Source organism: Orenia sp., from assembly GCF_055140805.1.
This window is the reverse complement of the sequence record NZ_JBSQYM010000032.1, coordinates 14,038-29,482: the sequence shown is the minus strand read 5'-3', so window position 1 is coordinate 29,482 and position 15,445 is coordinate 14,038. Positions and strand designations below refer to the sequence as shown.

Genomic DNA, 15,445 nt, shown 5'->3' with positions numbered 1-15,445 from the left:
CTATTGTCTTGTGATCTGATAAATCTTAGTCCTAGACTTAAACTGAAAAAACCTCATAAATTTAAGGCATGGAGATTATATGGTGATTAAATCTTAAAATGGATTTTTTTTAAAAATATTCTAACTGATCACAATTTCATCACAAATTGATGTTATAATCAAATTATCATCACAAGATAGAGCTAACAAATCTAAATTTCTTCTCAATTTTGTACTCCTTTAAAATAAAGTGGTTATTAAAGGTATAAGTACACAAAATAAGATTTACCCCATTACAAAAAAACTTGCTACCGAGGTAGCAAGTTTTTTTATTTAGTAAATTTTAACACCTTATTTAATGCATCTCTTACTGAATCTTTAACTTCTCCTTGACTGTCCAAAGAATCAGAGATACAATCACATAAGTTGCTTTCAATTAAAGATAATCCAATCTTATTGATAGAAGACTTAATCGCGGAAATCTGTACTAGAATATCTGTACAATCCTTCCCCTCTTCAATCATCCGTTCTATACCACCAATATGCCCTTTGACTGTTCTTAGGCGGGTTATCAGTTCTTTTTTTAGCTGATTTTCAATCTTTGCCATTACACCACCCCTAAAAAGAGTGTAAATATAATAAAAGGTGGTTAACCACCTTTTATTATAAACTATTAATTTTATTTTCTAAATCACCTTTAGAAGAGAACCCAATCTGTCGATCAACTGCTTCTCCACCTTTAAAAAATACTAAATTTGGAATACTTGCTACTTGATATTTAGTAGCTAACTCTTGATTATCATCAACATTGACCTTAGCAACTTTGACCTTACCAGTATACTCAGCTCCTAACTCTTCTAAGACTGGAGCAATTGCTTGACAAGGACCACACCAAGGTGCCCAAAAATCAACTAGTACTGGCATATCAGAGTTCAATACCTCTTCTTCAAAGTTATCTTTATTTACCTCAACTGTATGCTGTGCCACTAAAATCACCTCATTATTATTTTTACCCCTCCCGGAGGGGTCTGGGTATATTATATCTTCTTTCTACCAATCTGTCAAGAAAGCTCTAACACTCACCTTGGACTTTACTTCATATATAGTAATTTAACCCCTACTGCCAATAATAACAAGCCAACTAGCTGTATCCATTGAAAGTCTATCTTCTCTAAGCCAAAAAGACCAAAATGATCTACTAAAATTGCTGTTAAGACCTGCCCTGCTACTATAGCAGTAGTAGCATTAGCTACCCCAAGGTTAGGAATACTATACATCACCCCATAAAGAATAATAACATTAAGTACTCCTCCTAAATAAGTATACCATGGTGCTTCTGATAATTGGGACAAATCCCCTTTTCCTAAAGATAGAACAAATAAAAGTACAGCTACCAATACTGTAGCAATAATATGGACTATGAAGGTAGCTTCTAATTGCCCTACAGTTTTACCAAGTACAGAGTTCAATGACCCCTGAATTGCCATAGTTAAGCCTGATACAACTGCAACGATGATAAATGTAATCCCTTCCATTGATAGTCTCCTTCAATTAAGATTCTTAAACTTAGTCTGGCAAGTTTTAAGAATTTTATTCTTTTTTTATTTTAAAGTCCATCAACCTATCAATAATTAATTTGAAATAAAATCACACTAACTTCTAACACCAAATGTTAGCTTATAATTATTAATTAATAACTATTTTCAATAATCAGTTGATTTACAAGCTAGAAATCTATATAATAAATATTGGAGAAAATATAGATACTATAATGAAACCATGTATTTGAGAAGGGAGAATCGGATTATGACAGAAGAAAGCTACATACAGAATCTATTTGCCAAGAGAATTGGAGGAAGTAAGTTCGGTAAGGATACTACTATTTACAAGTTTGAAAAAATTAAAAGAGCTAAAAGAGCTGCTAAAGCAGAGCATCCTGATATAGAGTTAATTGATATGGGTGTTGGTGAGCCAGATTGGATGGCTGATAAAGAAGTAGTAGAGACATTATATGCAGAGGCTCAAAAGCCAGAGAATCGTTTCTATTCTGATAATGGTATTGCTCAATTTAAAGAAGCTGCTGCTGAATATATGGAGAAGGTGTTTGGAGTAAGTGGATTAGACCCAGAGACTGAGATTAATCATTCTATTGGTTCTAAACCAGCTTTAGCTATGTTACCAAGTGCATTTATCAACCCTGGAGATATCACCATTATGACTGTGCCAGGTTATCCTGTAATGGGGACACATACCAAATGGTTAGGTGGAGAAGTTGTTAATCTTCCATTACTTAAAGAGAATAACTTCTTACCTGATTTGAGTACTTTAACTGAAGATCAGAAGAAGAGAGCTAAATTATTATACTTAAACTACCCTAACAACCCAACAGGGGCTAGTGCAACAAAAGAGTTCTTTGAATCAGTAATTGAATTTGCTAAAGAGAATGACATCATTGTAATCCATGATGCTGCTTATGCAGGATTAGTATTTGATGATAACAAGCCTTTAAGCTTCTTATCAATTCCTGGTGCTAAAGAGGTAGGTATTGAGATTCAATCCTTATCTAAATCCTTTAATATGACTGGATGGAGAATGGCCTTTGTAGCAGGTAATGCTAAAGTAGTTAAAGGCTTTGCTACAGTTAAGGATAATAACGACTCTGGACAGTTCATTCCAATTCAACTTGCTGGAGCTTATGCACTAAGACATCCAGAGATTACCGAAAAGACTGCTGAGAAGTACTCCCGTCGCCATGAATTGTTGGCTGAGGCTTTAAAAGAGGTTGGTTTTGATGCCCTAAAACCTAAAGGTTCTTTCTACTTATATGTAGAGATTCCTAAAGGAACTAAGAGTGGAGCAGAATTTGCTAATGCTGAAGAGTTCTCTCAATTCTTAATCAAAGAAAAACTAATCTCTACAGTACCTTGGGATGATGCAGGAAACTTCGTTCGTTTCTCTGTTACTTTTGTGGCAGAAGATGAAGAGGATGAAAAACGAGTCCTTACAGAGGTTAAGAAAAGATTATCTGATATTGAATTTATATTCTAATCAAAAAACCCCGCAGCTGCGGGGTTTTTCTTTATAATGCACTTTTAATAACTTTAGCTAAAGACATTATTCCCTTTTCAATCTTCTTTTCAGCCACATTAGAATAGTTCAATCGTAAAGTATTATTCCCTTTATCATTAACATAAAAAGGACTACCTGGAACAAAAGCAACCTGCTCCTTAATTGCCAGCTCAAAGATATCTAAAGCAGATATCCCTTCTGGTAAAGTAACCCACAAGAACATTCCACCCTCTGGCTCAGTACAGCTTACTTCTGGAGGAAAATATTCTTTAATACTATTAACCATCGCCTCGCGTTGGCGTCCATAAGCCTCTTTAATTTTACTGATATGCTGGTCAATATCATTATCAATCAAATACTTATAGATTACCCGCTGAGCAAAATAGTTACTATGTAAATCAGCAGCCTGTTTAGCTACAATAACCTTCTCCATCTTCTCCTTACTCATAGCTACCCACCCTAATCTAAAGGCTGGAGCAACTATTTTGGAAAAAGACCCCAATAAAATAGTATTCTCTTTAAGGTAATTCTTCATTGATGGAATATCTTCACCAATAAATCTTAATTCACCATAAGGATCATCTTCTACAAAGATAGTATTACTCTCTTCTAACAGCTGAGCTACTTCTCTTCTTCTCTGATCACTATAAGTTATCCCAGAAGGATTCTGAAAGTTTGGTACACCATAAAACAACTTACAATCATTTTCTGCCAATGTATCCTTTAAAACCTCAAGATCGACCCCATCCTCTAATAATTGTATTGGATGAAACTTGGGTCTATAAAATGAAAAAGACTGAATTGCACCTAAATACCCTGGCTCCTCAATAATCACTCCATCACCTTCATCTAAAAAGGTCTTGCCTATTAAATCCAGGCCTTGCTGGGAACCATTAGTAATCAATATCTCCTCAGGACTGATCTTAAGACCCTGCCTTTTGAAGTATCTATCAGCAATATACTCCCTTAAAGGAAGGTAGCCTTCAGTAGTACTATATTGTAAAACATTAGTACCATCGTCTGTTAATACCTTACTAGCCGCCTCTTTAATCTCTTCTACTGGGAAAAACTCTGGATTTGGTAAGCCACCTGCAAAGGAGATAATCTCTGGATCATCTATCACCTTCAAGATCTCTCTAATAAAGGACTTAGGAATATCATCAACTCTCTTAGCAAATAAACTACTCACTACTCTACTCCTCCTCATCTCTAACTCTAATTATATGTTATGTTGTACTTTTGTATATTATATTGTATTAGGAATAAGTAAAGTTGTCAATATAAATTTTAAATAAAAGCTACTATATAGAACACAAAAAAGAAGTTTAATAATTTAACTATTTCTGACAAGCTACAGGTTTAAACCTGTAGCTCAATATTATAATAAAACAAATACAAAATCTTTAATGGTTTCTATATATATTAAAATTCAACTATTAAAAAGTATCAACCTAGTAGCTGATTAATGGATAATTGACTAAAACCTGAGCTTTAACTAAAGAGTCTGTGTTGTTACGATAAGTATGTACCCTATCAGCAGCAAAAAATATAGCATCTCCCTCTTTAATTTTATATATATTATCATTAATTATCATCTCTAAGACACCTTTAGATACAACAACATACTCTTCTACACCTCTAGAATGGGATTCAGATTCATATCCATACTGAGGTTCAACCTCGATATTGTAGATTTCAAACTTCTTCTCTTGAACAAAAGTAAATAAGGGATAAACTCTATATTTACCATCCCCCTCAACAAGAGGGCTAATATTCTCTCTAGAGATAACAGATACCTTCTCCCTATCCTCTTCGATAAAATATGAGAAAGAGACATCAAGACCTTTAGCAATCTTCCACATGGTATTAACTGTTGGGTTAGATTCATTTCTTTCGATTTGCCCCAACATCGACTTACTTACCCCAGTTATCTTTTCAAGCTCACTCAAACTAAGATTCCTCTTTGTTCTGATTTGTTTTAACTTTATCCCGATACTAAGATTGATATCACTCATTAAACAGCCTCCTTGTCTAATAAAAAATTCCTCTTGTATATTATAACATATTTTAGTATAATATATTACAATAGATTTTCGTACTGTATAAAATACAAATAGATAATATAACATACTAATTTATAATAAAATTCAATTATGATGTTATATAGAGAAAAAGAGATACTTTCGTGTCAGGAATCGGGAATCTGGAATCAATCTATTTTACTGATAACTAGTTCCTGACTCCTGATTCCTTACATATAATCAAGAAAGGATGTGTCAAGAGATATGAATAATAATGAAAATATTTCCCTACTTAACAAGGAGATTTCTCTAAACAAATACCCTTTCTGGTCTGGAATTAAAGCTGGAATTCCTATCGCAATCGGTTATATTCCTATAGCTATCGCCTTTGGCTTACTTGCTAAAAGTAACAATATTCCCAATCATATCAGTATTGCCATGTCTTTAATAGTCTTTGCAGGAGCAAGTCAGTTTATTGCTGTCAATCTATTATCTTTAGCAACAGGTTATCCTGAAATTATTATGACAACCTTTATTATCAATTTAAGGCATTTTCTGATGACCGCCTCATTATCCCAGAGGTTAAAGGAAGGGATAACCAAAAAATATCTTCTCTTAATATCCTTTGGAGTTACTGATGAGACCTTTGCCCTAGCATCTTTACAAGAAAAACAACTCTCTGCTAACTTTGTTCTAGGATTGAATTTGATTGCTTATTTCTCTTGGGTTGGTGGAACAGCAGTTGGAGTCTTCTTAGGCACAGGATTGCCAGCAATACTTCAAAGTAGTATGGGAATTGCCCTTTATGTAATGTTTATCGGCTTATTAGTTCCTAATCTTAAAAAATCCAATTCTTTATTGATAGTTGCCTTGCTAGCCTTTGGAATCAGCTCTAGCTTGTATTATCTACCAACTGTTAAGGAACTGTCAACAGGTTGGATGATAATTATTACAACAATATTTGCTTCTATCATTGGAGCTATTTTATTCCCTAAGGATGGTGATAAGAATGAATAATATCTGGCTACTCCTAATAGCCATGGGTGCTGTCACTTATATTCCCAGAATGCTACCAATGGTCTTCTTACAAACTATCAAACTGCCACCTTTTCTTAAACGAGTTCTAGAGTTTATCCCAATAGCTGCTTTAAGTGCCTTGATCTTTCCAGGGATTATCTATTCTACTGGTAGTATTAACTCAGCTATTACAGGTGGAGTTATCGCTGTGGTATTAGCATGGCTGGAAGTAAACTTATTAGTGGTAGTAGGTGGAGGAATTGGAGGAGTGCTATTAGTAGAATTAATTATATAATAGAAAGAAAAAGTGATACTTTGGTTATTAGGTGGTTTGAGGGTAGGTAGTTAGGAAAAATCTAACCATCCAGCTACCCACCTAACTCCGAACCTGTCGCTATTCATTACGCCCATTAAAATTTAACTAACTCAACATGCAGATAATAAAAAGACCTTTAAATTTAAAGGTCTTTTTATTACATTTAAGCATTTACAGTTTTTGAATTAGCAATATCTAAATCGATTTCTCCTTCAGAGGAGGCTACTATTACAGTAGCTGCACTATCACCAGTTATATTAGTTACCGTACGAGCCATATCCAAGATACGATCAATTCCTGCAATTAAAGCTACCCCTTCTAAAGGTAGGCCAACGCTCTTTAGGGTAAGGGTCAACATAATTAGTCCTGCTGATGGCACACCTGCTGTTCCAATTGAAGCCAAAGTAGCTGTCAATACTACAGTAATCTGTTGAGCAAGACTTAGCTCCATTCCATATACCTGTGCTACAAATAATGCACAGACACCTTGATAGAGGGCTGTTCCATCCATATTGATAGTAGCACCTAAAGGTAGGATAAAACTGCTGATCTTATCAGAAACACCTAGATTATCTCTACAGCACTTAGTAGTCACAGGTAAGGTTCCAGAACTACTACAAGTACTAAAAGCAAAGATTTGAGCACTAACAATCCCCTTAAAGAATCTTCTAATACTTAGCTTAGTAAATAGCTTGATGGCCCCACCATAAGTGATGATCCAATGGATTAAACAACCAAGATAGACTGCAATAATTACCTTTAATAATGGCAATAATACACTTAAGCCAAAGGAACCTACCACAGAAGCTATTAATGCCAAAATACCATAAGGGGCAAACTCCATCACTATAGCAGTTAATTTATACATAATCTCAGCAAAGGAATCGAAGAATTTCAAAACAGGTTCTCCTTTATCACCAATTAAAGAAATTGTTACCCCTATAAATAGAGCAAAGACGATAATCTGCAACATATTGCCTTGTTGCAAAGCCACAATAGGATTCTTAGGAACAATATTAATTAAAGTTTGGCTTAATGGAGGTGCATCTTTAGCCTCCATAGCTACCTTACCTACATCTAGCTTCAACCCAAGACCTGGCTGAATAACATTACCTAAGATCAACCCAATAATTACTGCAAAAGCTGTTGTACACAGATAAAAAGCAATGGTCTTGCTCCCAATCCTCCCTAAACTTTTAGGATCTCCTACGCTAGCTGCCCCTACAATTAAGGATGAGAAGACTAGAGGAATAATCACCATCCTGATAAGTCTAATGAATAATTGACCAATAGGCTCAATAACTACAGTCTTTTCACCAAAGATCACCCCGACAATAATTCCTAAAAGTAGACCAATTAAAATCTTAGTATGCAACTCCAACTCATTCCATTTTTTTACTAATATCATTAAGAAACCTCCCTGAAATTTTTAACCTTCTTATTATCTCAATAATTTATCAAATCATAGGTTTATTAAATATATACTGTAACTATCACTATTATATGAATTCGATTATACTCACCACCTTTGTAAAGGTGTAAAGTTAAGATGAAACTTTATAGGTATATAGCGACACTTTAAGTTTTAGCTACGGGTTTTAACCCGTAGTGTGGGTTTTAACCCGTAGTGTAACATGTCATCATCACCACAGGTTGAAACCTGTGGCTAGTAAATTTATCATTATAAAAAGTGTCGTAATATCTCTATATAAGGACAAATTTAAATTCCAGTCTAGAATCACTAACCTATAAAGATTATAAAACCTAAGGAGGTAGGTACCCACTTAGGTTTTTATTAACTCTTATATAAATTTTCAAATTTGATCATGCCACTGCTTTGACATCTTCTTCCTTCTTCTCTTGTTTGACTAAAAATAATGCTAATGCACCAACAGCTGCTAAGATACCAACTATAGTTGAAATTGGACCTTGGATACCAAAACCTTCTGGTGCAATAATAATATAAGAGATAGAGACTGCTGTCATAAAGGTTGCTGGAATAGTAGCAATCCAATGAAATTTGCCATGTTGTAGTAAATAAGCTGCTCCAGCCCATAAAGCAATCATCGCTAAAGTCTGGTTAGACCAAGCGAAATAACGCCAGATAATACTAAAATCCATTTGGGATAAGATAATTCCTACTACAAATAGAGGAATAGCTAACTTAAATCTGTTAGTCTTATCTGTCTGTTCTAGATTAAAGATATCAGCTAAGATCAATCTAGCACTACGAAAAGCAGTATCACCAGAGCTGATTGGTAGAGCCACAACTCCTAACATTGCTAGAATACCACCAGTTATACCTAACATATTATCACTGATGAGCTTAACAATTCCTGCTGGTCCTCCATTTTCAGTCATAGCAGTTGCTAAACCTTCAGTTCCTCCAAAGAAGGTCATTGCTGCCGCTGCCCAAATCAAAGCAATTACACCTTCAGCAATCATCGCACCATAAAATACCTTCCTTCCATCCTTCTCATTTTCTAAACAACGAGCCATTAATGGTGATTGGGTAGCATGAAAGCCACTGATGGCACCACAAGCAATGGTTACAAATAACATTGGCCACATTGGCAATCCACCAGGATGGAGGTTTGTTAAAGTAATCTCTGGAATTTGATAATCTCCAAAGACCAATCCTCCAGCAATTCCAATTGCCATAATTAATAATGAACCACCTAAAATCGGATAAAATTTAGCAATAATCTTATCTACTGGTAATACAGTAGCTAAGAAATAATAAACAATAATAATCGCTAACCAAATATTTAAACTCATTCCAGTCATATTAGCTAATAAGCCTGCTGGACCAGTCATAAATACAGTACCAACTAAGACCAATAAAACGATAGAAAAGAGCCTCATAAATTTACGAGCACCTTCACCTAAATACTCTCCAACAATTTCAGAGATACTTGCTCCTTCATTACGGATAGATAGCATCCCTGCTAAGTAATCATGGACAGCTCCAGCAAAGATAGATCCAAATACTATCCATAAAAATGCTGCCGGTCCAAATAAGGCACCAGCAATTGCTCCAAAGATAGGTCCTAGACCAGCAATATTCAACAACTGAATTAAGAAGACACGCGCCCAATTAATCGGTACAAAATCAACCCCATCTTCTTGTAGATAAGCTGGAGTCTCTTTATCTCCATCGACCCCAAAAATTCCTTCTACCACCTTACCATAAATCACATAACCTACAACTAATGCAACTAATGAGATAATAAAAGATACCATATTGTATCTCCCCCTTTAATTTAGAATGTTAACTGGTTATAGGGGTTATAAACTTATTGCTAACTTACTTAAATTATAGAATAAATTTATAAATTTGATAAGCAATTTACTCTAAATAACAGAAATTAAGGGTTCAATTGCATTATATTACTCTAAGCTGTTTTTTAGATTAATTACATTCATCCATATAATTGTTAAACTAAATTTAAATGTAATATTATTGTGGGGTATTGCAACACTTTAAGTTTTAGCTACGGGTTTTAACCCGTAGTGTAACATGTCATCATCACCACAGGTTGAAACCTGTGGCTAGTAAATTTATCATTATAAAAACTATCGCTTTTTCTCTCTTGAGTTTTACTTTAAAGTTAAGCAATTATATCCCAAATATCTTTTGTAAATCTTTCACTTTAGCACGGCTGACAGGAACCTCCATCTGTCTATCATCACTCATTAAGACCTGATACTTACCTTTAAACCAAGGAATAATCTCTTTAATCTTATTTAGATTGATTAGATAACTACGATGTACCCGCAGAAAATCAGCTTTACTCAATCTATCTTCTAACTCACTTAAAGATAAGTCTATCTGATACTCTTGGTCATAAGTTTTGACATAGACCTTAGAATCATGGGTATACAGAAGAATAATCTCATTATACTCTAACAGCTTTAGATTCCCCTTATTTGTTCTCACAGCCAATTTATCAATTTTAGAGGTTTGAGCTCCATCATCTATCTTCTCTATTAAATCTGTTAACTTCTCCTCTATAGCCTGTTCTTTAAAGTAGAGGGGTTTAATTCTATTTATTAACTTTACAAGCCTCTCTTCTTCATAGGGTTTTAATAAATAGTCAACAGCATTAACTGTAAAGGCATCTAAAGCATACTCATCATAAGCTGTTACAAAGACAACAATCGGCTCTTTTTCTAATCCCATAAGCTCCTTGGCAACTTCTAAGCCAGTCTTTCCTCCCATTTGAATATCTAAAAAGACCAAATCAGGACTCTTTTGCTCAATAAGTTCTAAAGCTTGAATCCCATCCTCTGCTACTGCTACCACTTGAATATCCTCAATCCCTTCTAGTAAAAACTTTAGTTCACTTCTTGCTGGAAATTCATCATCAGCTATTATAGTTCTAATCTTCTTCATTATCTTCCCTCCCTTGAAGTAAATATGGGATTTGAATTCTAACTCTAGTTCCTTCTTGCTGTCGGCTACTAATCTCTAAACCATATTCAGTACCATATATCTTTTGGATTCTCTGCTTAACATTACTTAACCCAATTCCACACCCCTTACCATAACCTGCTTCTATTACACAATTTAGATATTTATCTGGGATTCCTACCCCATTATCTATTATCTCCAAGAACAAATCTTCTTCCTGCTGTCTTGCTTTAACTAAGACCTTTCCTAGACCTACTTTAGATGAGACTCCATGCTTAATAGCATTCTCTACAATCGGCTGTAAAACAAAACTAGGAACTTCACAGTCTAATAATTGCTTAGGAATATCTATCTCAACCTCCAAGTTAGAACCAAAACGCGCTTTCTCTATCTCAACATAATAAAGGGTATATTCTAACTCCTTCTCTAACTTAATTAAACTGTGATTCTCCTTTAGAGTGTGACGAAAGAATTTAGATAATTTAATCAATAACTTTCTTGCTCCCATTGGGTCAGTACGACAAAAAGAGATAATAGTATTTAAAGCATTAAATAAGAAATGAGGGTGAACCTGAGACTGTAAAGCCTTCAATTCAGCCTGAGTAGCTAACTGTGCCTCCTTCTCTAGACTAGATATGTGTAACTGAGTAGATAATAACTCTGAAACCCCTCTAGCTAGCTCTATATCTACTTCTGTAATACTAGCCTCTTCAGATTTATATAGCTTTAATGCTCCAATTACCTCATCCCTTCTCTTTAAAGGTGCAATTACCGCTGACTTAAGCTTACAGTCTTTGACTGGACAACCTAGCTTTTGTTTGTTAGTAGCCACTTTCAACTGACCTTCTACTAAAACTTCTTTAGTAGCCTTAGTCATTATCCCCTCTCCTGCCTGATGGTGATCCATTCCTAACCCATAGTGAGCCAGCACCTTCTTTCGATCAGTAATTGAGACAGCTGCTACCCCACTTATCTCTAAAATAATTTTTGAGGTCTCTAAAGCAGAACTATAATTTAAACCTTCCTTTAAATAGCTAATACTTTTATTAGCAATCTTTAAAGCTTTATATGATTGTAATGCCATCAATTCTTGCCCCTTCTTCATGCTATTATGAAGAACATTGATAAATAATGTAATCCCTAGAGAGTTACTTAAAATCATAGGTAGAGCTATAATTCTTACTAATTCATAGGCTTGACCATATGGATGGCTTAAGACCAAGACCAATCCCATCTCTAAAACTTCTATTATCACTCCTAATAAAAATGCCATGCTTAAAGTGATTTTATCAAAAGGTCGATAGTAATAGATTATTCCACCAATTAACCCTGCTAAAGTGGTAGATAAAGCACAAGCAAAGGCTGTAAATCCACCTAAGAAATAACGATGAAGTCCTCCAATTAGACCAGCCAAAAGTCCTACCAAAGGCCCTCCCAGTAAACCACCGACAACTGCTCCAATAGCTCGAATATTGGCATAAGCATCATGGATATAAATACCTAAATAAGTGCCCAAAATTGATAATAAACCAAAAAATATAATTAAGAAGACCTTAGATTTAATTTTAGCCCTTCTATTGGTTATTTGAGAGAAAATATCAGTCTCCATAATCAACAGTTGGGCTGCCACCGCTATAACTGCCATATTCTTGATCAGATCAAAAAGCAAACTGGCAATTAAATCAGACATGACTACACCCCCTCAAATTATAATATAGATGTCCAACATTAAAAAGAAATTTATTTTTTACTCCCCTCTTAAGACTAAGAGGGGCTGGGGGCGTTGTGAGATTTTAAGAACTTAAACTCACCCCTAACCCCTTTCGGGTCTATTGACCACTTCATGCAAAAACAGCCTCTCTTCATCTCAAGAGAGGGGAAAATTACATTCTAATAATTTAATACCTTTAATTTAATACCTTTAATTTCTTAACTAAAAACTTTAAAAGATAACTTTCAACAACAAATTTACCGAATTTACGCGAATAAAACCAAAAGATCAATTAATCTTTTACTCTTTAATTCGTATTAATTCGCTGCTAATCTTTAGCTTTTGATCTCTAGTCTTTTATTACACTTTTTCTTTGGTGGTTAGGAGTTAGAAATTTAGGTAGTTAGGCAGTTTCTGACCAGCTACCACCCGACCGCCTAAAAATCGCTTTTTCTTTATCTAAAGTAGTCAAATCAATTATTTTGTATTATAATTATATCATATAAAGCTCTTAGATGAGATAGTAGCTAATAAATTATTGAGAAAATAGAAGTCAAATTTAATTATGAGGTTATATGGGGATATTGCGACAGTTTAAGTTTTAGCTACGGGTTTTAACCCGTAGTGTAACATGTCATCATCACCACAGGTTGAAACCTGTGGTTAGTAAATTTATAATTATAAAAGTGTCGTAATATCTCTATTAAGTTTCACTTTAAGCTTAAGCACCTATCATACCTTAAAGATAAGGAGTGAATATTATGCCTGATTTTTGGAGCCATCTTGTTGCAGGAGATTTAATTATAGACAAACTAGAAGAGAATAATTTCAAGGATATTATTAAAGAGAATAGAAGAAGCTACAATCTAGGGTGCCAAGGACCTGACTTCTTCTTTTATAATGATTTTTGGCCTTGGATTAAGAGCAAACGTGGTCCTCAAATTGGATCACAGCTACACCAAACAAATATTAAATCTTTCTTTATAGAGAGTATCAATTACTTAAAAAGTAAGAAAAATAATAAGGAGTTCCCGATACTACTAAGCTATTTTTGTGGTTTTTTAGCTCATTATGCTGTGGATAAGATAGCCCACCCCTTTGTCTTTGCTAAACAGAAAAATTCTGATGAGCATAAGCTTTTAGAGATTAATTTAGATACTTATTTAGTTGAAGAAATCTGGAAAAAAAGGGTCTACAGCCTCTCCCCACTTGATCAAATTGATTTAGGAAATAAGTTACCAGATATAATTATAGATTACTATAATTATATCTTAGATAAAAGTCATAATCATAATTTAAAAATTAAATTAATCAATGATTCTTACCAAGACTTCAAACAAGTAATGAGCTTCTTTTATAGTCCTTATCAGATTAAAAAACTAAGCTTTAAAATATTAAATCCTTTAGTCCCACTCAACCTTGATACTTTAAGCTATCCTACTAAAATAAATTATGAAATCCTATCAGAAGAAGAGTACTTAAAGTTTAAAGAACTGATACTAGAAGGGGTTGAAGAAGGAGTAAGCTTAATAGAGATATTAAAAGGCTACCTCCAAGATGAGCTTGAAAACTCACAGTTAGAGATAGCCTTTCAAGAGATAAATTTTGAAGGGGAGCTTATTAAGTAGCCTCAGCTCTCCCTTGTTCTATGTCAACTCTACTTAACAGGATTATTCCTAAGATAAAGAAGGTAGCTAAGGAGATAATTCCCCATCTACTACTACCAGTCAACTGTCCAACTAAAGCAAAGATAAAAGGACCTGTGATTGCAGCAAACTTACTGGACACACCAAAGAAACCATAGAATTCAGCTGACTTCTCCTTAGGAACCATAATTCCATACAAGGAACGGCTCAATGCCTGTACCCCCCCTTGTACTAAACCAACCATTCCAGCCAAAATCCAAAAATGAAGAGCACTAGTCATAAAATAACCTACGATAGTAATTAATAAATAAACACTAAGTCCGATAATAATTCCCCGTTTTGCCCCTACCCTCTCACCTAATTTACCAAAAAGTAAGGCAAAAGGTATCCCTATAAATTGAGTTAAGACCAAAGCACCAATCAAATCACCCTGTCCGATTCCAATTTCACTACCATAGATTGTAGCCATACGAATAATCGTGCCTACTCCATCATTATAGATCCAAAAGGCAATCAAGAACTTAAATAATTGGCGATATTGTTGTATATTCTTGAAGGTTCTGCCTACTCTAGCAAAACCAACCTTGATATATCTGCTGAATTTGAAGTTCTTCTTTCTTGGAAGCTCAGAAACATTTTTAAAGATAGGAATAGAGAAGATAAACCACCAGATTGCTACAGTTACAAAAGATAATCTAGTAGCCAATAAGCTATCACCTATTCCAAAGATAGTAGGCTTTTTGATCATGATTAAATTTATAACTAACAAAAGCCCCCCACCCAAATAACCAGCAGCATACCCCAAAGAGGAAACATAATCCATCTTCTTAGGAGTTGCAATCTGTGGTAGAAAAGAGTCATAAAAGACATTAGCACCAGAAAAACCAATACTTGTTAAAATGAAATAGAATGATGCCAAAAGGTAGTCGCCTTCACCTATAAAGAATAATAGACCTGTAGTTGTTATCCCTAAATAAGCAAAAAATCTAAGAAAGCTCTTTTTAGAGTTAGAGAAATCAGAGATAGCACCTAAAATTGGCGAGAGTAAAGCAATAATTAACATTCCAATTGTTTGAGTATATCCCCAATAAGATGTAGCCACATTGTCCACTAAGCCTTTTGCAGCTACTGTCCTATAAAATATCGGTAAGACTGTTGCTAAAATAGTTGTAGCAAAGGCTGAATTAGCCCAATCATATAGAACCCAAGAATACACTTGCTTTTTATTTTCCATCAGTTCACCCCATTACAAGATTTGATAAATTATAATTC

Annotated in this window: 14 protein-coding genes; 4 read left to right on the top strand and 10 right to left on the bottom strand. The window is 34.5% G+C overall.

What is annotated here, in order from left to right:
• Nucleotides 1-308: 308 nt before the first annotated feature.
• The 3 genes from ACTCDL_RS05045 to ACTCDL_RS05035 all read right to left on the bottom strand — a co-directional run bounded on the left by ACTCDL_RS05045 (nt 309) and on the right by ACTCDL_RS05035 (nt 1,514).
• The gene (locus tag ACTCDL_RS05045) at nt 309-587 is read right to left on the bottom strand and encodes a metal-sensitive transcriptional regulator (RefSeq protein ID WP_463174513.1); all 279 of its coding nucleotides are present in this window, start codon (nt 585-587) and stop codon (nt 309-311) included.
• A 55-nt stretch (nt 588-642) separates the two neighbouring features.
• Nucleotides 643-972 carry a thioredoxin gene (trxA, locus tag ACTCDL_RS05040; RefSeq protein WP_463174515.1) on the bottom strand — a complete coding sequence of 110 codons (330 nt, stop codon included), beginning with the start codon at nt 970-972 and terminating at the stop codon, nt 643-645.
• 98 nt (nt 973-1,070) lie between these two features.
• The gene (locus ACTCDL_RS05035; protein ID WP_463174509.1) at nt 1,071-1,514 is read right to left on the bottom strand and encodes a DMT family transporter; all 444 of its coding nucleotides are present in this window, start codon (nt 1,512-1,514) and stop codon (nt 1,071-1,073) included.
• 271 nt (nt 1,515-1,785) lie between these two features.
• On the opposite strand from ACTCDL_RS05035, the gene ACTCDL_RS05030 reads away from it, so the two are divergent.
• Nucleotides 1,786-3,027 carry an LL-diaminopimelate aminotransferase gene (locus tag ACTCDL_RS05030; RefSeq protein ID WP_463174507.1) on the top strand — a complete coding sequence of 414 codons (1,242 nt, stop codon included), beginning with the start codon at nt 1,786-1,788 and terminating at the stop codon, nt 3,025-3,027.
• Between the two features lie 31 nt (nt 3,028-3,058).
• Here the strand turns inward: ACTCDL_RS05030 and ACTCDL_RS05025 are convergent, their stop codons facing one another.
• Together ACTCDL_RS05025 and ACTCDL_RS05020 are read right to left on the bottom strand one after the other, a co-directional pair.
• Nucleotides 3,059-4,237 (bottom strand): aminotransferase-like domain-containing protein, encoded by a 1,179-nt coding sequence (locus tag ACTCDL_RS05025; protein ID WP_463174504.1) that lies wholly within the window; start codon nt 4,235-4,237, stop codon nt 3,059-3,061.
• Between the two features lie 262 nt (nt 4,238-4,499).
• Nucleotides 4,500-5,063 carry a helix-turn-helix domain-containing protein gene (locus ACTCDL_RS05020; RefSeq protein ID WP_463174503.1) on the bottom strand — a complete coding sequence of 188 codons (564 nt, stop codon included), beginning with the start codon at nt 5,061-5,063 and terminating at the stop codon, nt 4,500-4,502.
• Nucleotides 5,064-5,333: 270 nt separating this feature from the next.
• On the opposite strand from ACTCDL_RS05020, the gene ACTCDL_RS05015 reads away from it, so the two are divergent.
• Together ACTCDL_RS05015 and ACTCDL_RS05010 are read left to right on the top strand one after the other, a co-directional pair.
• Entirely contained in the window at nt 5,334-6,086 is a 753-nt protein-coding gene (locus tag ACTCDL_RS05015; protein ID WP_463174501.1) for an AzlC family ABC transporter permease, read from the top strand.
• Nucleotides 6,079-6,381 carry an AzlD domain-containing protein gene (locus tag ACTCDL_RS05010; protein ID WP_463174499.1) on the top strand — a complete coding sequence of 101 codons (303 nt, stop codon included), beginning with the start codon at nt 6,079-6,081 and terminating at the stop codon, nt 6,379-6,381. The genes ACTCDL_RS05015 and ACTCDL_RS05010 overlap by 8 nt, the downstream gene beginning before the upstream one ends.
• A gap of 184 nt (nt 6,382-6,565) precedes the next feature.
• On the opposite strand, the gene ACTCDL_RS05005 is transcribed toward ACTCDL_RS05010, so the two are convergent.
• The 4 genes from ACTCDL_RS05005 to ACTCDL_RS04990 all read right to left on the bottom strand — a co-directional run bounded on the left by ACTCDL_RS05005 (nt 6,566) and on the right by ACTCDL_RS04990 (nt 12,506).
• On the bottom strand, nt 6,566-7,810 hold the full coding sequence (locus tag ACTCDL_RS05005) for a dicarboxylate/amino acid:cation symporter (RefSeq protein WP_463174497.1): 1,245 nt from the start codon (nt 7,808-7,810) through the stop codon (nt 6,566-6,568).
• A gap of 416 nt (nt 7,811-8,226) precedes the next feature.
• Nucleotides 8,227-9,645 (bottom strand): carbon starvation CstA family protein, encoded by a 1,419-nt coding sequence (locus ACTCDL_RS05000; RefSeq protein WP_463174496.1) that lies wholly within the window; start codon nt 9,643-9,645, stop codon nt 8,227-8,229.
• A 376-nt stretch (nt 9,646-10,021) separates the two neighbouring features.
• Nucleotides 10,022-10,798, bottom strand: a complete 777-nt coding sequence (locus ACTCDL_RS04995; protein ID WP_463174494.1) for a LytR/AlgR family response regulator transcription factor — start codon at nt 10,796-10,798, stop codon at nt 10,022-10,024.
• Nucleotides 10,785-12,506 carry a LytS/YhcK type 5TM receptor domain-containing protein gene (locus tag ACTCDL_RS04990; protein WP_463174492.1) on the bottom strand — a complete coding sequence of 574 codons (1,722 nt, stop codon included), beginning with the start codon at nt 12,504-12,506 and terminating at the stop codon, nt 10,785-10,787. The genes ACTCDL_RS04995 and ACTCDL_RS04990 overlap by 14 nt, the downstream gene beginning before the upstream one ends.
• A 782-nt stretch (nt 12,507-13,288) precedes the next feature.
• On the opposite strand from ACTCDL_RS04990, the gene ACTCDL_RS04985 reads away from it, so the two are divergent.
• The gene (locus tag ACTCDL_RS04985; protein ID WP_463174490.1) at nt 13,289-14,155 is read left to right on the top strand and encodes a zinc dependent phospholipase C family protein; all 867 of its coding nucleotides are present in this window, start codon (nt 13,289-13,291) and stop codon (nt 14,153-14,155) included.
• On the opposite strand, the gene ACTCDL_RS04980 is transcribed toward ACTCDL_RS04985, so the two are convergent.
• Nucleotides 14,148-15,407 (bottom strand): MFS transporter, encoded by a 1,260-nt coding sequence (locus ACTCDL_RS04980; protein WP_463174489.1) that lies wholly within the window; start codon nt 15,405-15,407, stop codon nt 14,148-14,150. The two genes, ACTCDL_RS04985 and ACTCDL_RS04980, sit on opposite strands and share 8 nt — an antisense overlap.
• Nucleotides 15,408-15,445: the final 38 nt, after the last annotated feature.